22 protein-coding genes are annotated in these 25,921 nt (G+C 45.2%); 12 read left to right on the forward strand and 10 right to left on the reverse strand.

The window, feature by feature from the left end; all coding sequences use genetic code 11:
- Positions 1 to 6 precede the first annotated feature (6 nt).
- On the reverse strand, positions 7 to 984 hold the full coding sequence (locus tag MHN09_RS11990; RefSeq protein ID WP_061094643.1) for an iron chelate uptake ABC transporter family permease subunit: 978 nt from the start codon (positions 982 to 984) through the stop codon (positions 7 to 9).
- A gap of 57 nt (positions 985 to 1,041) precedes the next feature.
- Positions 1,042 to 1,518 (reverse strand): low molecular weight protein-tyrosine-phosphatase, encoded by a 477-nt coding sequence (locus MHN09_RS11995; RefSeq protein ID WP_239220152.1) that lies wholly within the window; start codon positions 1,516 to 1,518, stop codon positions 1,042 to 1,044.
- Between the two features lie 93 nt (positions 1,519 to 1,611).
- On the opposite strand from MHN09_RS11995, the gene pepE reads away from it, so the two are divergent.
- The gene (gene pepE, locus MHN09_RS12000) at positions 1,612 to 2,334 is read left to right on the forward strand and encodes a dipeptidase PepE (protein ID WP_014978798.1); all 723 of its coding nucleotides are present in this window, start codon (positions 1,612 to 1,614) and stop codon (positions 2,332 to 2,334) included.
- Here pepE and bioD read toward each other — a convergent pair.
- From bioD to bioB, 4 genes are read right to left on the reverse strand one after another with little or no spacing between them, the layout of a single operon-like run.
- Positions 2,305 to 3,075: a dethiobiotin synthase gene (bioD, locus tag MHN09_RS12005; RefSeq protein WP_187446126.1), complete on the reverse strand. Its 771-nt coding sequence runs from the start codon at positions 3,073 to 3,075 to the stop codon at positions 2,305 to 2,307. The two genes, pepE and bioD, sit on opposite strands and share 30 nt — an antisense overlap.
- The gene (locus MHN09_RS12010; RefSeq protein ID WP_239240867.1) at positions 3,072 to 4,190 is read right to left on the reverse strand and encodes a methyltransferase domain-containing protein; all 1,119 of its coding nucleotides are present in this window, start codon (positions 4,188 to 4,190) and stop codon (positions 3,072 to 3,074) included. Before MHN09_RS12010 ends, bioD begins: the two co-directional genes overlap by 4 nt.
- Before the next feature lie 2 nt (positions 4,191 to 4,192).
- Positions 4,193 to 5,554 (reverse strand): 8-amino-7-oxononanoate synthase, encoded by a 1,362-nt coding sequence (locus MHN09_RS12015; protein WP_168532634.1) that lies wholly within the window; start codon positions 5,552 to 5,554, stop codon positions 4,193 to 4,195.
- On the reverse strand, positions 5,554 to 6,678 hold the full coding sequence (gene bioB / locus MHN09_RS12020; protein WP_168532636.1) for a biotin synthase BioB: 1,125 nt from the start codon (positions 6,676 to 6,678) through the stop codon (positions 5,554 to 5,556). Before bioB ends, MHN09_RS12015 begins: the two co-directional genes overlap by 1 nt.
- A gap of 38 nt (positions 6,679 to 6,716) precedes the next feature.
- Here bioB and bioA point away from each other — a divergent pair, with 38 nt between their 5' ends.
- From bioA to MHN09_RS12035, 3 genes are all read left to right on the forward strand, one after another.
- Positions 6,717 to 8,042 (forward strand): adenosylmethionine--8-amino-7-oxononanoate transaminase, encoded by a 1,326-nt coding sequence (gene bioA, locus MHN09_RS12025; protein WP_187446124.1) that lies wholly within the window; start codon positions 6,717 to 6,719, stop codon positions 8,040 to 8,042.
- A 175-nt stretch (positions 8,043 to 8,217) separates the two neighbouring features.
- On the forward strand, positions 8,218 to 8,739 hold the full coding sequence (locus MHN09_RS12030) for a DUF2937 family protein (RefSeq protein WP_239240870.1): 522 nt from the start codon (positions 8,218 to 8,220) through the stop codon (positions 8,737 to 8,739).
- 465 nt (positions 8,740 to 9,204) lie between these two features.
- Positions 9,205 to 9,486 carry a hypothetical protein gene (locus MHN09_RS12035; protein ID WP_196494329.1) on the forward strand — a complete coding sequence of 94 codons (282 nt, stop codon included), beginning with the start codon at positions 9,205 to 9,207 and terminating at the stop codon, positions 9,484 to 9,486.
- Positions 9,487 to 9,611: 125 nt separating this feature from the next.
- Here the strand turns inward: MHN09_RS12035 and MHN09_RS12040 are convergent, their stop codons facing one another.
- Positions 9,612 to 10,886 (reverse strand): GNAT family N-acetyltransferase/peptidase C39 family protein, encoded by a 1,275-nt coding sequence (locus tag MHN09_RS12040; RefSeq protein ID WP_239240873.1) that lies wholly within the window; start codon positions 10,884 to 10,886, stop codon positions 9,612 to 9,614.
- Positions 10,883 to 12,370, reverse strand: a complete 1,488-nt coding sequence (locus MHN09_RS12045; RefSeq protein WP_239240876.1) for a RimK family protein — start codon at positions 12,368 to 12,370, stop codon at positions 10,883 to 10,885. The genes MHN09_RS12040 and MHN09_RS12045 overlap by 4 nt, the downstream gene beginning before the upstream one ends.
- A gap of 252 nt (positions 12,371 to 12,622) precedes the next feature.
- On the opposite strand from MHN09_RS12045, the gene MHN09_RS12050 reads away from it, so the two are divergent.
- The gene (locus MHN09_RS12050) at positions 12,623 to 13,591 is read left to right on the forward strand and encodes a calcium/sodium antiporter (RefSeq protein ID WP_049585898.1); all 969 of its coding nucleotides are present in this window, start codon (positions 12,623 to 12,625) and stop codon (positions 13,589 to 13,591) included.
- 183 nt (positions 13,592 to 13,774) lie between these two features.
- Here MHN09_RS12050 and MHN09_RS12055 read toward each other — a convergent pair whose 3' ends face one another.
- Complete coding sequence (locus MHN09_RS12055; protein WP_239240878.1) at positions 13,775 to 14,263, reverse strand: hypothetical protein; 489 nt, start codon at positions 14,261 to 14,263, stop codon at positions 13,775 to 13,777.
- Between the two features lie 325 nt (positions 14,264 to 14,588).
- Here MHN09_RS12055 and asnS point away from each other — a divergent pair, with 325 nt between their 5' ends.
- Positions 14,589 to 15,986, forward strand: a complete 1,398-nt coding sequence (gene asnS / locus MHN09_RS12060; RefSeq protein WP_014948897.1) for an asparagine--tRNA ligase — start codon at positions 14,589 to 14,591, stop codon at positions 15,984 to 15,986.
- A gap of 17 nt (positions 15,987 to 16,003) precedes the next feature.
- On the opposite strand, the gene MHN09_RS12065 is transcribed toward asnS, so the two are convergent.
- Positions 16,004 to 16,384, reverse strand: coding sequence for a hypothetical protein (locus tag MHN09_RS12065; protein WP_239240880.1), 381 nt, complete (start codon positions 16,382 to 16,384; stop codon positions 16,004 to 16,006).
- Positions 16,385 to 16,708: 324 nt separating this feature from the next.
- Here MHN09_RS12065 and MHN09_RS12070 point away from each other — a divergent pair, with 324 nt between their 5' ends.
- The 6 genes from MHN09_RS12070 (at position 16,709) to MHN09_RS12095 (ending at position 25,884) form a co-directional block, all read left to right on the forward strand.
- The gene (locus MHN09_RS12070; RefSeq protein WP_145912130.1) at positions 16,709 to 17,851 is read left to right on the forward strand and encodes a paraquat-inducible protein A; all 1,143 of its coding nucleotides are present in this window, start codon (positions 16,709 to 16,711) and stop codon (positions 17,849 to 17,851) included.
- Positions 17,848 to 19,500, forward strand: a complete 1,653-nt coding sequence (gene pqiB / locus MHN09_RS12075; RefSeq protein WP_049585894.1) for an intermembrane transport protein PqiB — start codon at positions 17,848 to 17,850, stop codon at positions 19,498 to 19,500. Before MHN09_RS12070 ends, pqiB begins: the two co-directional genes overlap by 4 nt.
- Positions 19,501 to 19,677: 177 nt before the next feature.
- Positions 19,678 to 20,289 (forward strand): ABC-type transport auxiliary lipoprotein family protein, encoded by a 612-nt coding sequence (locus MHN09_RS12080; protein ID WP_069943996.1) that lies wholly within the window; start codon positions 19,678 to 19,680, stop codon positions 20,287 to 20,289.
- 2 nt (positions 20,290 to 20,291) lie between these two features.
- The gene (locus tag MHN09_RS12085) at positions 20,292 to 21,407 is read left to right on the forward strand and encodes a GGDEF domain-containing protein (protein ID WP_069943995.1); all 1,116 of its coding nucleotides are present in this window, start codon (positions 20,292 to 20,294) and stop codon (positions 21,405 to 21,407) included.
- 139 nt (positions 21,408 to 21,546) lie between these two features.
- On the forward strand, positions 21,547 to 22,695 hold the full coding sequence (locus MHN09_RS12090; protein WP_014948891.1) for an efflux RND transporter periplasmic adaptor subunit: 1,149 nt from the start codon (positions 21,547 to 21,549) through the stop codon (positions 22,693 to 22,695).
- Positions 22,696 to 22,704: 9 nt separating this feature from the next.
- Positions 22,705 to 25,884 carry an efflux RND transporter permease subunit gene (locus MHN09_RS12095; RefSeq protein ID WP_156086138.1) on the forward strand — a complete coding sequence of 1,060 codons (3,180 nt, stop codon included), beginning with the start codon at positions 22,705 to 22,707 and terminating at the stop codon, positions 25,882 to 25,884.
- Positions 25,885 to 25,921 lie beyond the last annotated feature (37 nt).

Raw genomic sequence — 25,921 nt, forward strand, 5'->3', positions numbered from 1 at the left:
CCTCCACTACCCTTTTATTTGACCTTTAGCTAATGCCCAAATTAATAATGGACCGCCTAACGTAGCTGTTACCATAGACACCGGAAGCGTAATGGCACGGGTCATTTCAGAGCTTAACGCAACCAGCATCAGCAGACTTGCACCACTTAATGCACTTAACGGCAACAAATAGCGATTATTATGCCCGATGATCAAACGTAAGATATGCGGTACTAATAAGCCAACAAAAGCAATAGAGCCTGCCATAGACACCGCAGTGCCTACAGCAATAGCGCAGACAATGAGTGCGCGCTCAGTGAGTTTCTCCACATCCACACCACTGCTTTTTGCTGCAAGTTCACCAGCATAGAGCTTGTTTAAATCGCCGGCGAAATAAAGCTGTAATGCGACAGCAACAGCGATTAACGGGCCACCCACTGACAAAATTAACCAGTTAGTTTGGTACAAACTACCCATTAACCAGAAAGTAAGATTGCGCAGGGCATTAGCGTCGCTGAACATGTAAAGCCAAGCGATAATAGCGCCGCTAAGAGTAGAGATGGCAATACCCGCTAGAATAACAGCCGTAGAGGAGCCCAACAGTTTTCTTGCTAAGCGGTAGATAATAAATGTAGATAACAACGCACCAATAAAACATCCCAAAGGCAGCAAATAGTGTAGGTACGCTGTAGCCCATTGTGGGGTTAGCAGTAGCAAAAGCGCAGCAACCAAGCTTGCGCCACTCGTAATGCCAATAATTCCCGGATCTGCCAGGGGATTTCGCAGTACTACTTGCAAGGTAGCGCCACTTGTAGACAGTGCCGCCCCTACTAAACACGCAGTGAGAATAAGCGGTATTTGAAGCTGAACAATAATATGCTGTTTTAGTTCAGCCGCCGTATCAGACAGCCCTGTCACGCCAACAATCCCTACCACACCTATGACGAGTGACAAAAGTACTGTTATTACAACCAAAGTGACGGCGGTGCGTTTAGTTCCTGTCATTGTCAATACGGGTTCTCAACGTGGGCTTTCGAGATGGTTTATCAATATGATTTGCGTTTATTGTTGTTGGGTTTGTTTAATATGCGCAATCAAACCGTCCGACGCTTCTTCGATAAGATCCAACACCAGCTCAAAGCCGCGCTTGCCGCCATAATATGGATCAGGTACTTCTTTATCGTCTGCATTTGCAAAATCAAGAAACAGCTTAATTTTATCGTGGTACTGGCTAGGCGACATACCGTGCAAATTAGCAAGGTTGCTGTTATCCATGGCAAGAATGAAATCAAATCGCTCAAAGTCGTTTTCATCCACACGTCGGCATTTTAGCCCTTTGAAACTGTAGCCTCGTTCTACGCCTGCGGCTTGCGAACGCTTATCGGGCGGGTTACCAATGTGATAGCCGTGGGTTCCCGCTGAGTCAATTTCAATATTTAATCCGGCTTGTGCAGCCTTGTGTTTGAACACGGCTTCTGCGGTTGGAGAACGACAAATATTACCCAAACACACGAACAACACCGATGTAGATTGTTTCATTCAAAATCCTATTTCAACGCAGTGACGGAGCGCGACTAAACTTTATGCCTAGTTTCACGTATGATACGCCGTCAGAAAAATTGTGGAGTTAGTATGACCGCACATGTACTTATGCTAAGTAGCTCGCGTCAAGGCGACGAGGCTTACTTAGAGCACGCTAGAGCGCTTATTTTTGCACACTTAGGCGAAATTCGCGACCTTCTATTTGTTCCTTATGCCGCCGTCACTCAAACGTACGATAGCTATGTAGACGCCGTTGCTACCGCCCTGCCAGAGTGCAAGGTTACTGGGCTACATTCCGTTGAAGATCCGGTTGCCGCGGTAAATAACGCAAAGAAAAACGGCCAAGCCATTGTTGTAGGCGGTGGAAACACCTTTCACCTGCTTTCTACCCTTTATGCAAACGCGCTTATTGTGCCAATAAAGCACGCCATCGCCGATTGCACTCCTTATATTGGCTGGAGTGCAGGTTCGAATATTTGTGGTCAATCAATTAGAACCACTAACGACATGCCCATTATCGAGCCGCCTAGCTTTGATGCACTAGATATCGTGCCGTTTCAGTTAAACCCGCACTACACCGATTATCAGCCGCCGGGCCACAATGGCGAAACCCGCGACCAACGTCTGGCAGAGTTCACCACGCTTAATCCAACCACGCCAGTAGTTGCTATTCGCGAAGGCACAGCGCTGCGCCTTACTCATAATCAACTTACCCTAGTGGGTGAAAAAGACGGCTTTATCTTTCTAGGTGAAGAAAAAACGCCAATTCATTCAGGTGATGATTTAACTTATTTGCTTGATAGCGGCGAATAACGCCTCATCGTTGGGCACTACCTGGTAAGGAATTTCTGCCAGTAGCGGTTCGGGTAACATGGCTTTAAGAGAGTGCAGATTTTCTTGGTATCGCGTCATGTTACCCGTGATGTCGTTCGCAACCCATCCTTTAATGGTAAGTCCATCGGCGCGAATTGCTTCTGCGGTTAATAGCGCATGATTCAAGCAACCTAGTCGCATGCCTACAACTAAAATCACATCCATTTTGAGTGTTTTCACGACATCAGAAAGATAGTAAGTGGGCGTATACTCATCACCTACCGTTAGCGGTAAACGCCACCCACCTGCACCTTCCATTAACAAAAGATCTGGTTGATAGGCGTGCAGTTCGTCAAGCCCTTTTGCAATCTCGTCAAACGTTAACGCAACACCTTCTTCAAGGGCAGCAATATGTGGTGCAATAGCCGGCTTTAGTGCAATTGGGTTTATTTGATGCAAAGGAAGTGTCTGTCCACTTTCTTCGTTTTTTTCATTTGCGCTTTTTAGCTCGTTATTGTCTGTAATTTTAATGGCTTTATTTGCGCGTATTTTGGAGCACGCTTGCTGAATATTTAGCGCATCTTCGTTAACCCACTCGCCGTTTATCTGTTCGCATCCGGCTGCAATAGGCTTGTAGCCGATGGCGCTTAACGAGGCTTTTTGCGCAGCTTGTAGTAGTTGGCAGGTAACATAGGTTTTACCTACTTCGGTGTCGGTACCGGTAATGAAATACTGCTTCATCGTTTTTCCAATCTAAAATGACTTACGCGGTAGGTAAGCGGTAACTTACTTTCTACACTGCTCATATTACTGTAAGCCATGGCTAATTTTTTAAGATCTCGACGGGTGAGCGGCGGTTGTCTTTGGCCGGTTTCACCTGCGCCAACCCCCTTCACAGAGCGCAGTAGCGACATAATATCGCAGTGAGTATCGACATAGTCCTTAGTAATCAGCCGTTGCAAAGAAAGGCCCGACTGCTTAAAGCCATTTACCCATTGTGCGGTTGTTGGCATATAGGTTTCGGCTTGCGGAAGCTGCGCTACTTTGCGCGCCGTTTTAAGTTCATTAAATGAACCCGCCACCATAATCGCCAGCTCGGCAATACCACTCTTTTCAAGCACTCGCGCTATCTCGTTAGCAACAAGCCCAGTATCGCTAACCCACTGAAGCGCCATAGATGAAAATACGGTTGAAAATTGGCTATCACAGAAAGGCAAATCAACAGCACTACCTTCTACGAAAATGGGGTCAGAGTACATTTTTCTGGCCTGCGCCAACATACCCTCGGCAATGTCTACGCCAGTTGCAGCTGCACCTTTATTTGCAAGGGTTTGGGTATGAATGCCAGTACCACAGCCGATATCAAGAGCCGTACCCTGTAGGTCTATCGGTAAGTTCGCTAATGCCTGCTTGGCAATAATGCGCTGAACACCCGCAATACTGTTGTACTGCACAGCCGCTTTTGAAAAGCGATGCGCCACGTCCTGCTCGTTAATTGCTGAAGCAGTATCATCGCGTTCAGCTTTTGCAGCGCCTTTAGTTGTTATAGAGCCTTCAGCTGTTATAGAGCCCTCAGCTTTAACATCGCCTTCAGCTGTAATATAGCTCTCAGTCTTAGCGCTCTCCTCTGCACTCAAATGTGCCGCAGCTTTGGAGGAGCAATCAGAAGGGTAAGCAGTTTTAACTGTGAGAGTCCCTTTAGCGTTAGTCGCTCTCTCAGATTCAAAAGATGTCTCGGACGAAAAAGCCCCGTTTGCCTTAAAAGCCGCCTGCACCGCGTCACGCGACAGCTTACCGTCGAAGAGACTTCTCGATTCTGCCGACATAGCAGCTTTTATAGCGGGACTTAGTGACATGGTTACATCTCTTTTTTACTTACAGAGTCAGGAGTATTCACAGCGCTGTCTGATTCTTTTTCTACTGAAGTCTCACTTAACAGAAAGTTATTAAGTGAAAGTTGTAGCGCATCAAGCAATACGTCAATATCCTGTGATGTATGATTTGACGTAAGCGTAATACGCAGCCTGTCTTGGTTTTTCGGTACAGTAGGCTGCCTGATAGCCGTTGCCCAAATGCCGCGCTGTTTTAGCCCGTCACTTAGTGCAATTGCACGTTCTGGGCTACCAACGATAATAGGCTGAATCGCACTTTGTGATTGCCCCAAGGTGATTTCAATTGACGCATCGCCTTTCGCGCTTGTATTAAGTGTCTGTCCAAAACGTTTTTGAAACGACTCTTTGAAATAGGAGATATTGGTTTGTAGCGTTTCGCGGCGGGCAGTGTCACTGGCGATATGTGTGAGAGAGTACAAGGTCGCCACCGCTTGTGCTGGCGGCATGGCAGTGGAATACACATAGTGTTTAGAAAAATTCACCAGATAATCAATTAGGGTTTGGCTTCCTGCAATAAAGGCACCGGCCGTGCCCACTGCTTTGCCAAATGTTCCCATAACAATAGGCGCTTGTTGCTGGCTTAAGTTTAGTGCTTCTGCTGTGCCGAAGCCGTTTTCACCCAATACACCCATACCGTGTGCATCGTCTAACATGAACCATGCATTATATTTAGCGGCCAGTTCAGCGATACCTTCGCAAGGCGCTACGTCACCGTCCATACTAAACACACCTTCACTGGCAATCAGAATGTCTTGCTGGTTTGCATAAGAATTACCAACCGCATCGGATAACTGGCTGTGACAAACGTTTGATAGCAGGCTCTCTAAATGACTTAGATCGTTATGCTTGAAACGGCGAAGCTTAGCGCTGTCAGATACACACTGTGCCCCCTCTAAAAACGAAGCGTGCATGAGCTTGTCGGCAATAATATGACCCGCGCTCGCGCTTTTATTAGGGTGAGACATATAAGGAAAAAGTGCCATGCACAGTGCCTGATTGGCCGCAAAGCCAGAGTTAAACAACAGCGCAGCTTCTCGGTTTAAACCATCGGCAATGTAGGCCTCTAGCGCCAAATGAGCCTGCGTGTGCCCAGTTACCAATGGCGATGCACCACTGCCACCACCAAATTGCGCTAGCCCCTCAACCCAACTTTGCAATACACCCTCATGCTGGCGCATGCCTAGGTAGTCATTGCTTGAAAAATTAAGGTAGTGCTCACCGTTAATACAAATAATGCTGTCTTTTTCGTATTGTTGGCAGTGGCGCTGGCGCAGCAAGCCTTGCTCGGTACGCGCGCTCAGCGAATCGTCTAACCAGTGAAAGGCCATTACGCCTCCGTTAAATGCTGTTTCTTTGGCGCTACCTTAGGCTTGGTTGCATCAATAAACAAGTCGTTCCTGTCGTCGGCTTGTTCTTGTTGCTGGGCAATTTCTTCTTCTAACACTTGTTGATGTGCTTCGTCTGAGTAATCCCTTGTACGCTCAGTATTAATACCAAGCTTTTTGAACAGCATTACATCTTCATGGGTATCTGGATTTGACGTGGTTAACAGCTTGCAGCCATAGAAAATAGAATTCGCGCCTGCCATAAAACAAAGCGCCTGCATTTGTTCGTTCATTGCTTCGCGGCCTGCCGACAAGCGCACATGTGACTTAGGCATCATAATACGAGCAACGGCAATAGTGCGGATAAACTCAAAATAGTCCAAGTCTTCTACACTATCGAGTGGCGTACCTTTTACTTTAACCAACATGTTAATAGGTACACTTTGAGGCTGCTCAGGAAGGTTGGCTAATTGCACTAACATACTAGCGCGATCGCTCACCGTTTCTCCCATGCCAACAATTCCCCCAGAGCAAACGTTCATGCCTGCAGCACGCACGTTCTCTAACGTATTCAATCGGTCTTGGTAAGTACGGGTCGTGATAATATCGCCGTAGTATTCCGGAGAGGTATCAAGGTTGTGATTATAATAATCAAGGCCCGCTTGCTTTAAGGCCACAGCTTGATCGCGGGTCAACATACCTAGCGTCATGCAGGTTTCTAAGCCTAAGCTTTTCACCTCTTCAACCATTTTTAAAATGTAAGGCATGTCTCTGTCGCGTGGATTTCGCCAAGCAGCCCCCATACAAAAACGGGTTGAGCCCACTTGCTTTGCTTCTTTCGCACGCTGGATGACTTTTTCAATTTCCAGTAATCGTTCTTTTTCAAGGCCCGTATCATACCGAGCACTTTGCGGGCAGTACTTACAGTCTTCAGGGCAAGCACCGGTTTTAATCGACAAAAGCGTGCTGACCTGCACTTCATTCGGATTAAAATGCTGTCTATGCACTGCTTGGGCATTAAACAGTAAATCGTTAAATGGCATGGCAAACAAAGCTTCGACTTCAGCTTTGGTCCAATCGTTTCGAATAGTTGTCGTTTGCGCAGAAGGCGCACTAGCCAGCGTCATTGACTGTCCTTTACTAATTATTATCGCTGGCTTAGTCTATGGCCCAATATCGAGTTGTCAACTCTGACCAATTTAAAACCTTTACCAATGGTTATTTTGTGAACAATATAGAATTTGATAAACAACACATTTGGCACCCCTATACCTCGGCGGTTAATCCCCTTCCCTGCTATGAAGTAGTTGGTGCAAAAGGCGCTGAACTTACCTTGGCCACAAGTGAAGTGCTAGTAGATGGCATGTCTAGCTGGTGGGCAGCTATTCACGGCTACAACCATCCTGTACTCAACGATGCTGCGCACAAGCAAATTGACGCATTTTCTCACGTTATGTTTGGCGGTATTACCCACCAACCGGCGGTAGATTTGTGTAAATCGTTACTTAACATGGTGCCGGCAGGTTTAGAGCGTGTATTTTTAGCAGACTCTGGCTCAGTGTCTGTTGAAGTAGCGATAAAGATGGCGATTCAATACTGGGCGTGTCAAGGGCGCTCAGAGAAGTCTCGCATTGTCGCGCCGCGCAATGGCTACCATGGCGACACCTTTGCCGCAATGAGCGTGTGCGATCCCGTTAACGGCATGCATAGTTTATTTGAGGGCGTACTGAGCAAGCAGATTTTTGCGCCCGCCCCTCAAACTCGATTTGGGCAAACGTTTAGCGAAGATGACATTCTTCCGCTTGAAGAGATTTTTGAAAAACATCACCACACCATGGCCGCTCTTATCCTAGAGCCAGTTGTTCAAGGCGCAGGCGGCATGCGTATTTATCACCCCGAATACCTAAAGCGCTGCCGACAACTTTGCGATACCTACGACGTACTTTTAATTTGCGATGAAATTGCTACTGGCTTCGGCCGTACAGGTAAGCTCTTCGCTTGTGAGCATGCAGGTATTTCGCCTGACATCATGTGTTTGGGTAAAGCGATTACGGGTGGTTATATGACACTGGCCGCGACCTTGTGTACCGAAGACGTGGCTTTAGGGGTTTGCCAAGGGGAGCCTGGCGTATTTATGCACGGTCCCACATACATGGGCAACCCGTTAGCCTGCGCGGTGGCCAATGCCAGTCTGTCGCTAATTAACGAAAATCATTGGCAGCAACAAGTTCCTGTCATTGAGAAACAATTACAAACCGAATTGGCAAAATGTGCAGACTTGCCGCGAGTCGCTGACGTAAGGGTGTTAGGTGCTATAGGGGTAGTCGAGACGGTAAACCCCGTCAATGTTGCCGAAATTCAACGCCATTTTGTGAAACATGGCGTGTGGATACGGCCATTCGGGAAATTGGTATACATTATGCCTCCTTACATTATATCTTCCGAGCAGTTAAGTAAGCTGACCCATGCGATTTACACCGCCTTGAAATAGTGTGTGAGATTGTTACGCTAACTATCTCCTTCTTGGGTGAAATATGAGTTTTGAACGACCAGTTGACGTCAGATGGCCCGAGGGTTGATGTTAGTTTTGTTATAGAGTGATCATTCAACGTTAAAGCGGGTCACTAATTAGATCATTAATGCAGAGTGTTTATAGCGAGATTTGAATGATAGTACGTGTTTTAGATAAAGTTGTATTTGCTGTCTTGTTTATCATTACACTTCAAGTCCCCATCTTGGCGGATCATTATCGTCAATACCTCAATGGTTATTATGATGCACTGAGAGATGAAGTTTCTAGTTCGTCAGCGCTCGCCAAGCAGCATGGTTTTTCTTCGGTTGAAGCCATGCTTGAAAGCTTACAGAAAAACAGTGAGCCAGTTGTGCGAGAGAATGCCTCGATGAAAGCCACACGCTTCGCCCAGATCACCACTTTAGAGCAAGGCATAAGGAAGCTAGAGCACGGTCATTACTTCGAAAAGCTTGTGTTTATGGCCTCGCCTTCTCAATATGGTACGCTGAAGCGCGTGTTAGATAATTTCAGCCCCTCTGTCCCACTAACGCCTTCGTCAATTGTGTTCAGCCTTGTTACCGCTATCTTACTTAATCTGTTAATTTGGACGCCACACTTCTGCTATTGTCAGGTTAAGAAAATCAAAAATAAACCCAAGCGCTACGCTTATAAATAGCACATGGGTCTATCTTATTAATGCGAGTTTTATTGGCCTTTTAAAAAGCCACTTCTACCAGTTCCACTAAACAACACATTAAATTTTAAAAAGCTGCATGCTCTGATATTTCGTGGCCTGAGATTTCAGGGCGTCATGCAAGCCATGCACTAAGATAGCGTGGGCTTTTTCTCTATCCGTCAGCCGGCTTCGCTATTTTTCGTTTTAGCTTTTCCTCGTTTTTTTCCTCTCTCTTTTTCTCGCTCTCTTTCTCGCTCTAGTGAGCCTCAACAGTTGCGATCCGCATTAGGCACATTTGGCGTGCTCTAAGTCATCATCTAGTAAGAGTTGGCATCTTTGCTGCAACACTTATTATGAGTGTGTGTTGAGATGTTGCTGAATTTACACTACGCCTATCAAAGTAAACATTCAATACCTTTGATAAACAGCAAGTTAAACACAAAAAGCTATACAGGAGATATTATTATGCCAACAGATGCACAATTATTAATCGGGAAAGTGTTGCAAATAAAAGACAAAATTATTGCAAAACGTCACTGTATTCCAAGCGACCTAAAAGCGGAATGGAACACGTTAAATGAGCAAACAGCGTGTTTTGAAACTGAGGCGCTTTATAGAAGTGCTGTGAAAGGCCAGGAAATGAATAAGCACATTGATTATTCAGGTTCGGTGAAAGAGCTTTCTCAATTAGTAAAACAACTTAAAACGCTAAATAAAAAGGTTAACGTTACGCAAGTACATCACTAATACTTGGGTAAGCACGCCAAGGTTATGGCTATTTTAAGTTTCGTTAAGTGGGTATTTATCTTTGCGAACTAATGGTATGAGGCCTCAAGCATTCTCCGTGCCTCAGGCCTAAGCAAAAATTCGTGTTACTTTTTCTTTTTAAGGAGTACCAATGTTCTTACTTTACGCGTGCCATAGCTGGCAAGCCTTAGAAAGTCTTCGCGGGCAACCGGAATGTGTTGATACTCGACAGGCTGCCCCTCACTCGCATCTGGATCGTGCAGATAATAGCAATGAGAATCGCAGCTAGTCACCGCAACCCAATGGGGAACCTTTTTCTTATCGAACGCGTATGTGCTGATTAAGCACAATACTGCCCCGCCAGCTTTAAGGGTTTGGTCGATAACATCAACTCGCCAGTCAGAGATTTCAACAGAAATGCCTTTTCTACGTGCCTCTGCCATAAACTGCGACTCAACATTTTCGACTATCGCTTTCTTGTTAGTATCTCTAACGCCATCAACAAAAAGCGGGACATCCTGATTGATGACCACTTTCGCTGCATAACCTTCGTTTACCGCGGCGAGCGCTAATCCTACCGGGTGGCAACCGCCATGACCTGACATCATAAATATCGTGGTCGCAGTACGCCACAACGATAGTTCTTTTTCTTGGGTCATTTCATAGCGATTGTTCAATGCACACATTGCCATCATTAATGCTGATGGACCGCAGGTAAAATCAGTCGTTTGTTGGTACCACGGATAAACCTCTGGCTTAACTGATTTACTCGGCACCAACACTTTTTGCATACGTAATGCGTCAGTGTGATCGTCGTAGTAATCGGTATACATACCAAACTGACTAAACCCTAATTTTTTATACAGAGCAATGGCGCCGGCATTACCTACTGCCACTTCCAGGCGCATAAATCGCTTTCCCCGCAAAAGCGCCCGCTCCCCCAAGCTATTTATGAGCTTTTCAGCAACGCCAAGCCCTCTCGCCTCAGGCAAGACTGCGATAGAATACAGTCTAGTGAGGTGCGTTCCACGACGCAGTAGCAACAGTCCATAGCCAACAATGCTATTTACACTCGGCTTATTTTTGTCGAGGTTAGAACTTGAAGTCGACGGCTCACGCTCGGCCACAATAAGCTCTGCGTGCTGTGCATCAATGTAAAATTTGAAACGACTTTTACTTAGCCTGTCGGTGGTGAAACAAGTTTGCTCAATGTGCTGAAGCGAAGCAAGATCGTGTAATGTCGCAATGCGCAGCACTACACTCGACTGCGTAGAAGGCACACCAACACTATTTGTCGATTTAGTATTAGATGCGCCCTCAGCTAGGCCATATGCACGATTTGCGCTTTCCTGTGGACTTGCATTATTCACTTCAATTACTCGCTCAGCCGATGTAATCATCGCCCTCTTTGCTCCAACCTGTCAGCAAATTCCTGCATAATTAATTCGTACAGTTCTTTGCCTAAATATTTGTCTTCAACACCCGAGTCGATACTTGGGTTGTCGTTCACTTCAATAACATAAACTGCATTGCCGGTTTGCTTGATGTCTACACCATACAAGCCGTCACCCACCGCTTTAGCGGCCTTGATAGCAGCTTGTAACACCGGCTTAGGCACTTCAAATGTTGGCATTGTGGCAAATCCACCCGAAGAGAATCGGTCTCCCTGATGGTTGTATATCTGCCAATGGTTGCGGACCATAAAGTATTGGCAAGCGTAAATAGGTTTGCCACCTAATACACCAATTCGCCAGTCGAATTCAGTGAATATATATTCCTGAACCAAAACAAGTGCCGATTCAGCCAGCATTTGTTCTAAGCGCGTTTTTAACGCTTCTTTATTTTCAGCTTTATGCACGCCGCGGGAAAACGAGCTTTCTGGCAGTTTTAAAACAAGCGGCAAACCAAAGTCAGTTATGAGTTTTTCGCATACTTCATCAGTAGCGCTCGATACAAACGTCGCTTTCGGCGCTGGCACTTTCTGATAAGCAAACGCATCCTGCAGGTACACTTTGTTACAGCAGCGCAGAATTGACTGCGTGTCGTCCATAACCACAATGCCTTCTCGCTCTGCGGCACGCGCTAAGCGGTAAGTATGATGGTCAATCGCCGTCGTTTCACGAATGAACAATGCATCATAGTGACCCAATTCTTCTTGCGACAGACGACTCACCACATCTGCGCGAAAGCCCACTTTTTCAGCCGCTTTCACAAAGTTTTTAATGGCGCGTTCGTCACTAGGCGGCGTGCTCTCTTCTGGGTTAACCAAAATGGCCATATCCCAACGAGTACGTTTGCTCGTTTTACCGGCTTTCCACTGTATTTTGGTATGTGCTTCTAATTGCTCAATGAAACGCGCTTGTTGCTTGGCGTTTAAGTCCTTAAACGCTTTTGCCTGTACGCTTGCAAAGCCTTCAATTTGTACTCTACCCGTGGCTTTAGGCGACACTTTCGTATCGGTAACTGTTGGGCTTAACACCAAAACAGGGTACGGGTATTTTTCAAACGCTTGGCGCGCCAAACGCTTAAAGCGCTGATCTTTCACTTCGCCGAAAAGTACTAATATAGGCTCATCAGTAATTTCCGTATTGTCTTGAGATACCGACAAAGAGAAGACGATGCGATCGATACTTTTCTCTTCCGCCATGCGTAAATCGTTAATGGTATTTACAGAAGGCAATACAGAGTGATTACGTGCCTGAGCCAAAAGTGAACAATAGTACCCTTCGCTTAAGTAACGCGTGGTATCACAAATATTGATAACGCGTGTTTTGGGCTCGTTCAACTTTGGAAACTCAGCAAGATAATCTTGAAAAGTCAGCACGGTTAAAGCTGTGTTACAAAAAGGAGTAACATCATCAGTAACAATCAGTGTATTGTGCATGTAATTCGCTTCTAAATAGTGTGTTGTCAGTTACAATTAAGGGCGTGTTTGTTCAATTTACAAACACGATTAAAGTAGCGCTGAGTTTACGCTTTACTCATCATTTGCATAGCATTATCAGCACGGCTTTTTTTCATCGTTAAGACAACGAAAACTAATGTGCATTTGAATAGATTGAAACGACTTTTGTTTATTGAGTTTGCCTATACATTGAAGTAAGCAAACAAGATACGAATGGTTTAAGGAGTACGTATGTTATTAGCCAGCTTGGCTATTTTAATCGGATTACCGGTTTTGCTTTGGAGCGCAGGGAAGTTTGTAGGTGGTGCCGCATCGGTAGCCAATCATTTCGGCGTTTCCCCCTTGCTCATCGGTATGCTCATTATTGGGTTTGGTACATCGGCCCCCGAGATTATTGTTTCCATATTTGCTGCAATCCAGGGCAACTCTGGCATAGCGCTGGGTAACGCCTATGGCTCTAATATCGCCAATATCCTGTTAATCCTTGGCCTTACCGCAATCATTAGTCCTATTGCGGTTAAATCAGAAATCATTAAGAAAGAGCTGCCTGTTTTACTTGGCATCACCTTCTTTGCCGCATGGCAGGTGTGGGACTTAAATATCTCGAAAGACGACGCATTCTCCTTGTTAGGGCTATTTGTGCTTCTGCTTTCTTGGAGTATTTATCACGGCATGAAAGGCGACAAAGACGCCCTCGCCGACGAATACGATGAAGAGATTAATAGCAACGAAGGTACGGTAAAAACCCACGTAATGTGGTTGATTGCAGGGCTTTTATTGCTAGTTGCAAGCTCACGTATGCTGGTATGGGGCGCGGTAGAAGTCGCCACCTTCTTCGGTGTTAGCGATACTATTATCGGGTTGACGGTTATCGCAATTGGTACATCGTTACCAGAACTTGCATCATCGCTAATGGCGGTGAAGAAAGGCGAACACGATTTAGCCATTGGTAACGTGATCGGATCTAATATGTTCAACACTTTGGCAGTAGTGGGCATTGCAGGCACCATTCAGCCAATGACTGTAGGTTCTGAGTTTTTATACCGCGACGTTATGGTGATGTTCGCATCAACCATTGCCCTATTCATTTTCTGTATTGGCATTAAGCGCCAAGGACGTTTAAACCGTCTGGAAGGCGGAGCATTTGTGCTGGCCTACGCGGCCTATACGTACTGGCTTATCCAAGCTGCTTTTATTTAAGTTATTGCCGCAAGCCTTGTAAATAATAACGCTTATTATGCATCGCTCACTTGATGGGAAGCTCATAGCAAACCCGTCAAGTGACATAAACACCGCTTGTCGAAAGCGCTACTCACAAAGCTTTGTCATTTTGCCCTTGAGTTATGTTTTTGACGTGCACCGCAAGTAGAGCGCTTTCTCTATTTACAGGCCCAGTGTGGTAGCCAGTGTGATTAGGCTTATCGCCGCAATAGCAAATAGAATGAATAGGTTTATGCCAAAGCTATCGCTTTGACGACGGCTTCTTCTGGCACGCATAATTATGCTAACCAAACTCACTATTAAACATACCTGCAGCATGATGGTCATGGCCGATAAATGACTTTCAGACCAACTGGTATCGCCTTTTATTCCCCAGTACTGCTGCACGCCACTGATAAAGTCAGGGCGCGCATAGTGAAATAGTATGAGTACGACAACCATGCCAACCCAGCCAACGATGTTTAACCCAAGCATCACCTTATAAAAAGGCGTTTTAGAACGGGGCGTTGAACGTCGCTCTGCAAGTTGCTCGTAAGTCATAGAACTTCTCTCATTTTCGGCATCGCTAGAACGGTCAGCGTCACTTTGCGTAGCACTCGGTTCTTGTGCTTGCTGAGACACTGGCGTGTTCGAATCATTTTTATTTCCCATTTGTCACTCTGTTCTCTGGCATCCCGCTTTATGTTGGGTATACTAGCGTGCTATTGGATTGTATTTCATTGGTTATTTTTACATCACCAAGTCATGTTTCGATCTGTATTTTGCTTATACTTGGCACCAAGCGAATTGCGAAATGCCTTTTTGAAAAGCGAAAAGCTAATACAGATTCTAGTAAGTTATCGGCATGGCAATCCAAAAACATTGACTATAAAGCAAATTTTAGTGCATTTTTTCATTCACAGTTTAATGCACTGTGTTGTTGAAAATGACTCAATAGTAAGCAACAACATAAAATTAGTAAGACGGAGAAATTAACATGACGCATGCGCCCGTAGTTGACGTACTTAAAGGTAAGTACGCCGTTGGCGAATCGGTAACCGTAAAGGGTTGGGTAAGAACACGCCGCGACTCTAAAGCGGGGTTATCATTTATTGCACTACACGACGGTAGTTGCTTCGATCCTGTACAAGTTATTGCGCTAAATTCTCTGTCAAATTATGCCGATATCCAGCGCTTAACAGCAGGCTGCTCATTATCGGTTACCGGTACAGTGAAAGAGTCTCAGGGCCAAGGCCAAGCCGTTGAAATTGACGCGACTGACGTTGAAGTTTTGGGTTGGGTAGAAAACCCTGATACCTACCCAATGGCCGCTAAACGTCACAGCATTGAGTACCTTCGCGAATATGCGCACCTACGCCCTCGCACTAACGTTATCGGCGCGGTAACCCGCGTTCGCAACTGTTTGTCGCAGGCGATTCACCGCTTTTTCCATGAGAAAGGTTACTTCTGGATCTCTACGCCAATTCTAACGGCTAGCGACACAGAAGGTGCAGGTGAAATGTTCCGCGTATCAACTCTTGATATGATGAATCTTCCACGCGACGACAAAGGCAATGTTGACTATTCAGAAGATTTCTTCGGCAAGGAAACCTACCTAACGGTATCAGGTCAGCTTAACGTTGAAACATATTGCACAGCTATGTCTAAGGTGTACACCTTCGGCCCTACGTTCCGTGCAGAGAACTCAAACACGTCTCGTCACCTCGCCGAGTTTTGGATGATTGAGCCTGAAGTGGCGTTTGCTGAATTGAAAGACGTAGCACAGCTTGCTGAAGACATGCTGAAGTATGTATGTAAGGCCGTGCTTGAAGAGCTGCCTGACGACATGGCGTTCTTTGCTCAGCGTATTAAGAAAGACGCCATTGAGCGTTTAGAAAAGTTAGTAAGCTCTGACTTTGTTCGCATGGACTACACTGACGCTATCGAAATTCTGCAAAACTGCGGCAAAGAATTTGAATTCCCTGTTGAATGGGGTATCGATTTATCTTCTGAGCACGAGCGCTATCTTGCAGAAGAACACGTTGGTGCGCCAATTATCATGCAGAACTACCCGAAAGATATTAAAGCGTTCTACATGCGCATTAACGATGACGGTAAGACTGTTGCAGCAATGGATGTACTTGCGCCAGGCATCGGTGAAATCATCGGTGGTTCACAGCGTGAAGAACGCCTAGACGTTTTCGATGCACGCCTTGACGAAATGGGCCTATCGAAAGAAGACTACGCGTGGTACCGGGACCTTCGCCGCTACGGCACCGTACCTCACTCAGGTTTCGGTCTTGGTTTCGAGCGTCTTGTAGCATACGTAACCGGCATGCAAAACGTACGTGACGTGATCCCATTCCCACGTACACCGGGCAACGCTAGCTTCTAAGCAGTTGTTCGCTAGATTTAAAAGCCCGCATGTAGATTGCTACATGCGGGCTTTTTTACTTCTTGAACCGTTATAGTCAGTAGCGTGGTTAAGTCCTTTTCTAACTCAGAAATATCTTCCGCTTGTTCCTTAGTAAGTTGCGCTTCACCATTTTCAAGCTCATTTTCCGTTACGTTTTCTATGCTTATTAAAGGGTTAGCACTTTCACTACTAAATTCAGAGAGTAGCCCAACTTGCCCAGCTAAAACTCCCAGCTGCAGCGCCACGCCAAGTGTCCATGCTAGTCTTGCCAATGTGGTAGAGGTAGCGAACCGATAGTGTTTTGGATGCCAAAACCGCGCAACGCCAAACGGCTTCAATAGCAGTAAGAAAAACAGATAGAAAATAATAAGAAGCATACCACCCCAAAAGCATGCTGGTTGCTAAAAAATAACATCGCTGAGCGAAGGTAATACTTATCCAAAAACGCAAAAAACCAACACGCCTTTTCAGGAATAAACGACTTACCTGCTTCTTAATTTTTCCATATACACTACGAATTTCGTTTGCTATTTCCATCACTTAATCGTCAATTATTGTTGTTATACTGATAAATACGACTGGCTATACTTTCCGACATGCCCACAATAAGCTATGCTGTTGATTCTAAAAATCAACGGGTTATATCTCTAGGCTGCTATCTATCATACAACGAGCATACAAAAAGTGGCGTGCAAAAGCATATGGCTGAATCAAATACGTTATCTATAGTTTGTGAGCAATGCCATACTCAGGTACACATTCCCGCCCTAGCACACAGGCAACGGGCCGTGTGCTCAGTATGTAACCACACACTAATATCTCATCGCGATGGCGCAAGCGAAAAGTTGCTCGCTTATACTTTCAGTGCTCTGATATTTTTATTACTTTCGTTACCTTTTAACTTTCTGACATTTAAAGCTAGCGGGCAAAAGCACAGTATTGATTTGCCTACCGGTATTACCGTACTCATTGAAAACGATTATTTGTCACTAGCGATAATAACCAGCTTAGCAACATTATTGCTGCCCGGAATGGTACTCGGCGGCCTGCTATTGTTATCTTTAGCTCAAATACAAAACCGACGCCCCTTTTACTTGCCGCGGCTTTACAAACTTGTGAAAGCCCTCTTACCGTGGAGCATGGCAGAAATTTTTCTTGTTGGTACCTTGGTTAGCCTTATCAAAATTACCGAATTGGCCGACGTTTCCATAGGCCTATCATTTTATGCATTCGTTGGCTTTTCAGCGTTCACGGCTCTTTGTATATCTCAATTTGATCCCACACGCTACGCCATGTGGATGTCTCAAGGCCAACCACCACAACCTAAACCATTGTGTGAAGCGCAAGCGCAAGAGAGTATTCAGCGTACGTGGGCGTTGTTGATCACTGCTTGTATCTTATATATTCCTGCTAATGTACTACCAATTATGTATACTGAATTTTTTGGCCAAGAGACGCCCAATACGATTATTGGTGGTGTCATATCGTTGTGGGAATCGGGCTCGTATCCAGTGGCGATAATTATTTTAGTTGCCAGCGTGGTAGTGCCAGTGGCAAAAATTATCATTCTTGCTTGGCTCAATTTTTCCGTACAGCGAGAGAAAACCACTTCAAAACAATTACGTATACGTTACTACCGCATCACTGAGGCGATAGGCCGCTGGTCGATGATAGACGTTTTTGTTGTAGCAGTGCTGGTATCCCTTATTCAGATGGGGAACACCATGTCTATTTATCCGGGCCAAGCGGCACTCGCCTTTTGTGCCGTTGTATTTGTAACGATGATAGCCGCGATGACGTTTGATTCGAGGCTAATTTGGCAGCAGTGGAAGCAATTACCATGACCACAAACGATCCGAACATTAATGAAGCTAAGGTCAAACCGACCTCGTCCATTTCTCGCATTTGGATTATCCCAATTCTTGTTATCGTTATTGGTGGCTGGATGGTGTACTACCAATGGAAGAATCAGGGCCCTCTCATTACGATAGAGCTGCATTCGGCAACAGGTATTGAGGTAAACAAAACACCAATAAAAGTGCGGGACCTAGATATTGGACAGGTAAAAAAGATAACGCTAAAGCCTGACTTAAACGGCGTACTTGTCACGGCCAGAATTGATGCTAGCGCGGCCCATCTACTCAATGAAAATGCAAAGTTTTGGGTTGTCGCCCCCCGTATAAGTTTTTCAGAGGTTTCAGGGCTTAACACCCTCTTGTCTGGCAGCTATATTGCCATGTCAGCCCGTGATAAAGGCAAAGAGCAACTCCATTTTACGGCACTTGAGCGCCCACCGGTTACGCCTCCTGGCACTCCAGGGCTTCATGTTATGTTAAAAAGTGACGACGAATTTGCCTACAAACCTGGCGATCCCGTTATTTATAAAGGGTTTAAAGTTGGCGAGTTTGAAGACGCTACCTTTAATATTGAAGAACGTGTGGTGTATTACGACGCATTTATTGAAGCGCCTTACCATAAACTCATAACCAACACGACACGTTTCTGGGATGTCAGCGGTGTTAAATTGTTGCTTGAATCGAACGGTGTAAGCATTGAAACAGGCAGCTTGGAAACCTTATTAGCAAACGGTATTACCTTTGGGATCCCTGACGGCGTGCCAAAAGGTGAACAAGTGCTAGATAACGCCTTTTTCACAATTTATGGGGATAGCACATCCGCCTCAGATGCACGTTATAAAGTCGCCGCTGAATACTTGCTACTTATCGATGAAAGTGTGCGAGGTCTAACCGTTGGCGCACCGGTTGAATACCGTGGTATTGAAATTGGCAACGTAACTGCTATCAACTCCTTCCCTGCTTTAGATGGCAACATTTTGGAGCGAGATTATCCCATCCCCGTGCTTATTAATATTTACCCCGGTAAAGCAAGGCAGCCTGATACCAAAGAAGGCCTTAGTGCAATAAAGCAAACCATTCGAAACTGGCTAGAAAGAGATCTTCGCGCATCGCTACGCATGGGTAATGTATTAACAAGTGGTTTGTATGTAGATTTACAGCATGTACCTGATGCCGACAGTAACGGCGGCATTGAAGTGATTAACGGCTACGAAGTAATTCCTACTGTTAGTAACGAGTTCACGCAATTGACGCAAAAGGCCGACGCAATTTTAGACAAAATCAATCAGCTTCCGCTTAAGGAAATGGTGGAAAATGTGCAGTTAGCCGTTGAAGACATGCGTTTAGCTGCTGAGTCTGTGGAAACGGCGAGCAGCGACTTTGATGTACTTATCGCTGATATTGATGCGAAAGCATTAAATAGTAATCTTAATCAGGTTCTTGTTAGCCTTGATGGCCTGCTTAAAAATTACAGCGAGGGTGGTTTTAACCAGTCTGAGATAAAAGAGACCGTTGATGCGCTGCAAGAAACCATGCGCAACATTCAGCCTTTATTGTTAAAGCTAAACCAGTCTCCGAATAGTTTAATATTTTCAAAGGATGATGAAGCGGACATTCAACCTAAAGCGAAGAATTAGCGCAGTAGAGTCAAACAAATACGCGGTTAATTTTCGAGCAACAATGGCGTAAAAAATGAATGCTCTTTATCCTTGATAATTAGCCGATATTAAGAAAGTAATACGCTACAGTGAATGTCAATTGACAGTATTGCCATAGCGAAACATCCAAAAACAAGGATGGAAGGAATAAATAGAATGATACAGCAGTTTAAGGTTTTCCCATCTCAACCTACAGGTAAAGCACTGTTTATCGGTGTATTTGCGCTTTTCACCTGCGTATTATCGGCGTGTAGTAGCGCGCCTCGTTCGCTGACATACTACTTACTTCACACCACGGGTGACAGTGCATATACCGTAAACAAAGCATCAACGGCTGTTGTAATAGATAAGATAACCCTACCGGAATATCTCAAACACCGTGGGCTTGTGTACCAAACCAGTGACACCAACTTGCATATCTCAACCAGTCACTTATGGGCCGAACCTGTAGACGAAGGGCTTACTAAGGCGCTAACCAGCGCGTTAGCATCAAAGCAAGTGTCATTGCTTCGCCCCGATCACTACGCAAGTGAAGAAGCCATTCATATGGCGTTGCACCTCAATGATTTTGTCAGCACCTATGAAGGGGAAGTTATTCTATCTGGCCAATATGTGATTACTCACGTGGAAGGCCAAACGCAAAGCTATCCATTTTTATTCAAAACGCCCCTTGAAGATGATGGATTTTCTCCAAGTATCAAAGCAATGAGAAATACTATCCAACAACTCGCAGAAGATATTAGAAAAACTGTGACAAAATCTGTTTAATCATGTTCGGCGCTCTCAAGCAATACGTATTTAGTGGCGTAAGCCGTCACTACAAGGATGAAACCAACAGACGCATTATGGTGGTGAACCTTTTTGCGGCAGTGGGTATGTCTATCACGTTCTTGCTTGGCTCTAGGGCTTTTATTGACGGTGAATATTCTCTTTCAACTACGCTCTATACTGCCAGTGTAGTATTTGCTATTTCACAGCGCTTACAAGTTCGGTTTGCGTCAGCCAAAGCTCGTACATGGTCTATAACACTTCTCATTATCTGTTTAATGGTACTGACTCTCCTGCTGCTGATTACCGGTGGAAAAGACAATACCGGTCCCCTTTGGATTTACTTGGTGCCGCCAGTCACTATGTTTTTTGCAGGCTTTGTCAGAGGCCTCATCGCACTTATTGCCTATACGCTAGTTAGCGCCATCGTGCTGTTCGCCTTCAATGACGCTTCATTTGTAGCAAACTACACCTACGCGTTTAAAACTCGTTTACTGTATTCTTTTTTAACCGTTTCATTTCTGTCGGCGTTTTATGAGTACAGTAGACAAAAGAGTTACGACACAGCACTTTATTTAAGTGAGCAGTTTGAGCGCCAGGCCAAGCATGACCACTTAACTCAGTTATTAAACCGGCGAGGTGCGCAGCAGTGTCTAGAGCGCGAGTACGCAAGAATGCTGAGAAGCAAACGTAAATTTTCAGTCGCCATTGCAGATATTGACCGCTTTAAAAGTATTAATGACACCTTAGGCCATGAACAAGGTGACGAGGTCCTTCGTCAGATTTCAAAAGTGTTTAGTTCTCGTCTGCGAGGACAAGATATTCTCGCACGGTGGGGTGGCGAAGAATTCATGTTCATCTTTACCGATACTGATGAAGCGGGTGCTGTAAATGCCTTGGAAAATATTCGAGATATTTTGAACAACGCACCGCTTAATATTAACGGTAGCGAGATCCATGTAACGAGTAGTTTCGGGGTGAGCGAAGTAAATCCCGATATAGATATTTCCTGCGCCGTTCGTCGAGCAGACCAAGCACTTTACTATGCCAAAGATAATGGTCGAGATTTCGTGTGTGAATTTTCGTCGTTGAGCTCCCCCTCTTTTTCGGAAAACTAAACCAATTTCCCTGTTTAAATCAGTACGGATAACTGACTTTACACAAAATTGACTCATGTTTAGTTACATTTGCGCTGTATTCCTGAAACACTTTAGCGCTACACTATGTAAAGTATTCGCTATAAAAGTAGATTTAGCCATGAAATGGATGAAAGTTGCACTGCCTATTGGTGTTTTATTAGTAGGCTACTTAGGTATGAAAGGAATCGAAGCCTCTGCCTCTGATAATACTATTACAGAAGAAGTTGATACCCGCCCAACGGTGACTATTGAAGCTTTATCGCCAGAAGACGTGCGCGTTCAACTTACCTCGTATGGCGAAATAACGCCCCTTGAAACCACAAACCTTGCAGCTCAGGTATCGGGAGAAGTTGAGCGCTGGAACCCTAAGTTTGTGAGCGGCGGTCTGGTTCGACGTGGCGAAACCTTATTTGAAATAGAAGCTGACGCATATGAAGCGGCATTGTTGCTGGCTGAAGCTAACCTCGCTAGCGCGCAAGCACAGCTTATCCAAGAGCAAGCCCAAGCTGATGTCGCTGCCAAAGAAGCGAAAACGATGCCTAACGCACGGGTTACTGACCTTTACCTTCGCAAACCTCAAGTGATGAGTGCGCAAGCTGGCGTAAAATCAGCTGAAGCGCAGCTTAAAATCGCAAAGCGTGACTTAGACAACTGTAAGGTAAAAGCACCATACGATGCACTTATAGTATCTAGAGATATCAGCACTGGTGACTATGTAACTCAAGGCACGCCAGTCGCTGTCATTAACAACATCGAATACGCTGAAGTAACCTTCCCTGTAGCCGGCTTTGACCGTGTTTTTCTAGCAGACAACACCATTGGTAGTGAAATCGCCATCGAAGTAGATGATGTGCAGGGCGCTACTGTAAAAGGTACCATTCACCGTGATACGGGTGTGGTAGATAACACCACGCGTATGAGCTATTTCGTTGCCCGTATTGAAGATCCTTACGCCATCAATTCGTCGAAGCCTATCGTAAAGTTTGGTTCGTATAGCACAATCGCATTTGAAGGAAAAACCCTTAGCGACGTATACCGCGTACCTCAAGAGTTGGTAACCAATCGATTGTTGTGGACGTTAGATGACGAAGACAGATTAAAATCGCAAAAGGTTAAAGTTGTTCGCGAAGAAAATGGCGACTTCCTTATTCAAGGCGATTTCAATGCCAAAAAAGTCGTGATGAGTTTGCCCGAATATCCTCAAAACGGTATGCCTGTTAAGGTCATTGAGACCACGACCGAAATTGTGACAGCAAAAGCGAACTAAGGAGCTGTCATGGAAAACCACAACGATACACAAACCGGCATTATTTCTTGGTTCGCCAGAAACTCCGTGGCCGCCAACCTACTGATGATTTTTATCATCATCATGGGGATAGCGAGCTATTTCACTATTCAGCGTCAGATGTTTCCAAACATCGAAATAAACTACATCACCGTTGAAGCCAACTACCCTGGTGCTTCACCTCAAGAGATTGAAGAGAGTATTTTCATTAAAGTTGAGGAAGCAGTAAAAGACATTACTGAGATTAAGCGTACGGTTTCACGTGCATTTCGCGGTGGCGGTGCAGTTACACTGGAAATTGACACTAAAGCTGAATTAACAGATGTACTTGATAAGGTGAAGCTTCGCGTTGACAGTATTGCCACCTTCCCCGCTGGCATGGAGCCGGTTAATGTTTCCCAAGTAGAGTTCCAGCAGCAAGTTATTGAAATGCCTATTGTCGGTGACTTGCCTTTATCAGAACTCAAAGTGCTGGCAAAAGAGGTGGAAGATGAGCTTCTACAACTTGGCTCTATCTCTTTGGTTGAAGCCAATACGCCGGACGATGAAATTGCCATTGAAATTAAACCTGATACGCTTAGGAAGTACGGCTTAACTATTGCCGATGTCACACAGGCAATTAATAGTTACTCTGCCAACATTTCCGCAGGTCAGCTTAGAACTAACTCAGGTATCGTATCGGTACGTGTTGAAAACCAGTACTACAGCGGCGATGAGTTTAAGCAAATCCCTATTAAAATTGGCACAGGCGGCGCTAAGGTAACCTTGGGCGATGTCGCTTATATCAACGATGGATTTGTTGAAGGTGAACGCTACTTTAAATACAACGGCATGAACGCTATCTACATTGCCGTTAAAGCCACTAAAACCCAAAACACCATTCCTGTAGCCGAAACCGTAAAAGCCTATATTGATCAGAAAAACGAAAGCCTTCCTCAAGGAGTAAGCCTAGAAATTCTGGTTGATATGACCTATTACCTTAACGCTCGTTTAGACATGATGTTGTCGAACCTGGTTCAAGGCTCAATTCTAGTGGCGCTAATGTTAACCCTGTTCTTGCGCTTTAGGCTTGCCGTGTGGGTTATGGTTGGTTTACCGGTATGTTTCCTTGGTGCCATGATGCTAATGCCTTTGTTTGGTGTAAGCATAAACATCCTTTCGCTGTTCGCATTTATCATGGTACTGGGTATTGTGGTTGATGATGCGATCGTTATTGGCGAGAGTGCTTACACCGAAATTGAAAGCAAAGGTGGCGGTGTTGACAATGTAATCCGCGGTGCCAAGCGCGTAGCTACGCCCGCCACATTCGGTGTTTTAACCACTATCGCCGTGTTTGCTCCGTTTACGCTAAGCAGCGGGCCTGAAGGCGCGTTCTTCTATAATATCGCTGTTGTCGTAATCTTGTGTTTAGCATTCAGTCTAGTTGAATCTAAGCTCATTCTGCCGGCCCACTTAGCCCACACTAAATTTTCCCCAGTTAAACAAAATAGCTGGCGGTCGCGTTTTAACAAGCGATTCTTTGCTTTTGTTAACGGTCCTTACAAGCGTTCTCTAGCGAAAGCGATTGAATGGCGCTGGGCTGTACTCATGATGTTCGTCGCAATGCTAATGCTAAGTATGGGGCTTATTGGTGCTAATTACGTAAGAATGGTCCCCAATCCGAAAGTACCTCATGACTTCCCAAGCGTTAAAATAGAGATGAATGAAAACGTCTCAGATTTAGCAACCATTAACGCGTTAAAAATTGTTGAGCAAACAATCTTAGACGTTGAAGAACAAATCATCGATGAGTTTGGTCAAGGCATGATAAGAGACCGCCTGGCGTTTAACGATGACAGAACTGAAGGCCGTATTTTAACGCCGTTAGTTAATGAAGAAGACCGCCCTATTGACACGTTTGAGCTTGCTCGTCGCTGGCGCGAAGCCATTCCTGAAATTACCGGCATGAAATCATTTACCGTAGTTGATGACGTAAACGGTGATGGTGATGACGGCGAATTTGGTTATTTACTCTTTGGCCCTGATATCGACACCCTAAACGCAGCAGGTCTTAAGTTTATTGAAATGCTGCAGCAGCAAGAGGGCTTGTTTGACGTTAGCTCAACTATCGACCCTCCAAGCAAAGAAGTACAAATGACATTGCTTCCAGTTGCGTACGACTTGGGTCTTACTTTATCTAATATCGCTTCTCAAGTAGGTGCAGGCTTCTACGGCGGCGAGGCACAACGTGTTATTCGAAACGGTGAAGAAGTGAAAGTAATGGTGCGCTACCCAGAACTTACCCGCGAACGCTTCGCCGACTTGAAGTACTCTTTGATCACCACGCCTAATGGTCAGGAAGTTATGCTGGGTGACGTTGTGGCCTTAGAGGAGAAACCAGGTATAAGCTACATTCGCCGTGAAGGTGGATACCGTAGCGTTTACATTTGGGGCAATATCGATGAAGAAAAGATTGAGCCAAACGAAGTGGTCACTGAAATTAGAGAGAAGCTACTTCCTCAATTAAAAGAGTCGTTCCCGTCGGTTATGACTGAACTTGGTGGTGACATTGAGGAGCAGCAAGCGCAACAGAATGAGCAGATATTGTTTTTCTTAGCTGCCATGATCATGGTGTATATCCTTCTTGCTGTACCACTTAAAAGCTATGGGCAACCACTTATTATCATGTCGGTTATCCCGTTTAGTTTTACAGGCGCAGTCTTCGGCCACTTTGTGCTGGGCTTAGACTTATCTATGATGTCTAACTTTGGCCTAATCGCTGCTGCGGGGGTTGTTATCAATGACTCACTAGTCATGACTGACTTTGTGAACCAGCGCCGTGCACAAGGCTACAGCATTAAAGAAGCGGTGACCGAAGCTGGTACCGCGCGCTTCCGAGCGATTACGTTAACCTCAATCACTACGTTTGTGGGCGTACTGCCCATTATGTTTGAAACAAGCCTACAGGCAGCGTTTGTTGTACCAATGGCTGCAGCACTCGGCTTTGCAGTACTTTACGCTACGCTTGTAACGCTTATATTGGTGCCGTGCTTGTACTTAATATTGCTTGATTTACGTGGTCCGTTTACGTTTATTAAGCGCAAGATTGTACGCAAAAAGCCTACTAAGGATAACGACGGCAATAGTACTTCACACACACATGTACCTCAGCCAAGTGCATCGATGGACTAGCTTTTATCGCTGAGAAAAGCTACAAACACCTAACTGT

Source organism: Alteromonas sp. MmMcT2-5, from assembly GCF_022348315.1.
Taxonomy (GTDB): domain Bacteria; phylum Pseudomonadota; class Gammaproteobacteria; order Enterobacterales; family Alteromonadaceae; genus Alteromonas; species Alteromonas macleodii.

Bases quoted from the DNA above. Each gene is read 5' to 3' on its own strand.
- MHN09_RS12080 (WP_069943996.1), top strand. From the start codon at position 19,678: ATGATACAGCAGTTTAAGGTTTTCCCATCTCAACCTACAGGTAAAGCA.
- MHN09_RS12015 (WP_168532634.1), bottom strand. From the start codon at position 5,554: ATGGCCTTTCACTGGTTAGACGATTCGCTGAGCGCGCGTACCGAGCAA.
- MHN09_RS12085 (WP_069943995.1), top strand. From the start codon at position 20,292: ATGTTCGGCGCTCTCAAGCAATACGTATTTAGTGGCGTAAGCCGTCAC.
- MHN09_RS12090 (WP_014948891.1), top strand. From the start codon at position 21,547: ATGAAATGGATGAAAGTTGCACTGCCTATTGGTGTTTTATTAGTAGGC.
- pqiB (WP_049585894.1), top strand. From the start codon at position 17,848: ATGACCACAAACGATCCGAACATTAATGAAGCTAAGGTCAAACCGACC.
- MHN09_RS12035 (WP_196494329.1), top strand. From the start codon at position 9,205: ATGCCAACAGATGCACAATTATTAATCGGGAAAGTGTTGCAAATAAAA.
- MHN09_RS11990 (WP_061094643.1), bottom strand. From the start codon at position 984: ATGACAGGAACTAAACGCACCGCCGTCACTTTGGTTGTAATAACAGTA.
- MHN09_RS12055 (WP_239240878.1), bottom strand. From the start codon at position 14,263: ATGGGAAATAAAAATGATTCGAACACGCCAGTGTCTCAGCAAGCACAA.
- MHN09_RS12030 (WP_239240870.1), top strand. From the start codon at position 8,218: ATGATAGTACGTGTTTTAGATAAAGTTGTATTTGCTGTCTTGTTTATC.
- bioA (WP_187446124.1), top strand. From the start codon at position 6,717: ATGGCCCAATATCGAGTTGTCAACTCTGACCAATTTAAAACCTTTACC.
- asnS (WP_014948897.1), top strand. From the start codon at position 14,589: ATGACGCATGCGCCCGTAGTTGACGTACTTAAAGGTAAGTACGCCGTT.
- MHN09_RS11995 (WP_239220152.1), bottom strand. From the start codon at position 1,518: ATGAAACAATCTACATCGGTGTTGTTCGTGTGTTTGGGTAATATTTGT.
- MHN09_RS12095 (WP_156086138.1), top strand. From the start codon at position 22,705: ATGGAAAACCACAACGATACACAAACCGGCATTATTTCTTGGTTCGCC.
- MHN09_RS12050 (WP_049585898.1), top strand. From the start codon at position 12,623: ATGTTATTAGCCAGCTTGGCTATTTTAATCGGATTACCGGTTTTGCTT.
- bioB (WP_168532636.1), bottom strand. From the start codon at position 6,678: ATGACGCTGGCTAGTGCGCCTTCTGCGCAAACGACAACTATTCGAAAC.
- MHN09_RS12040 (WP_239240873.1), bottom strand. From the start codon at position 10,886: ATGATTACATCGGCTGAGCGAGTAATTGAAGTGAATAATGCAAGTCCA.
- bioD (WP_187446126.1), bottom strand. From the start codon at position 3,075: ATGAAGCAGTATTTCATTACCGGTACCGACACCGAAGTAGGTAAAACC.
- MHN09_RS12010 (WP_239240867.1), bottom strand. From the start codon at position 4,190: ATGTCACTAAGTCCCGCTATAAAAGCTGCTATGTCGGCAGAATCGAGA.
- MHN09_RS12045 (WP_239240876.1), bottom strand. From the start codon at position 12,370: ATGCACAATACACTGATTGTTACTGATGATGTTACTCCTTTTTGTAAC.
- MHN09_RS12065 (WP_239240880.1), bottom strand. From the start codon at position 16,384: ATGCTTCTTATTATTTTCTATCTGTTTTTCTTACTGCTATTGAAGCCG.
- MHN09_RS12070 (WP_145912130.1), top strand. From the start codon at position 16,709: ATGGCTGAATCAAATACGTTATCTATAGTTTGTGAGCAATGCCATACT.
- pepE (WP_014978798.1), top strand. From the start codon at position 1,612: ATGACCGCACATGTACTTATGCTAAGTAGCTCGCGTCAAGGCGACGAG.